We start from the raw sequence: 218 nt of genomic DNA, 5'->3' as shown, positions 1-218 counted from the left end.
TCGGCACACTAAATTCTTTGCTTAAAGAGTTAAACTCTTCAATTAAAACCTCATATAAAATGAAGTCCTTTAAAAATGGCTCCCCTTGCAAGACTTGAACTTGCGACATACGGATTAACAGTCCGCCGTTCTACCAACTGAACTAAAGGGGAATTACTTGTCTCAACATCAGGTCTATAAAGACCATTATTTGTTAAGTACCAAATAATGGTGCCTCG

The 218-nt window shown here is 37.6% G+C and carries 1 tRNA gene; it reads right to left on the bottom strand.

The features are described 5' to 3' along the window. Nucleotides 1-76: 76 nt before the first annotated feature. Nucleotides 77-152: transfer RNA gene (locus AB4323_RS24335), tRNA-Asn, on the bottom strand. Nucleotides 153-218: the final 66 nt, after the last annotated feature.

It is taken from the genome of Vibrio sp. 10N.261.52.C11 (assembly GCF_041471405.1).
GTDB classification, from domain to species: domain Bacteria; phylum Pseudomonadota; class Gammaproteobacteria; order Enterobacterales; family Vibrionaceae; genus Vibrio; species Vibrio crassostreae_C.
This window is presented reverse-complemented; position numbering and strand designations above follow the sequence as displayed.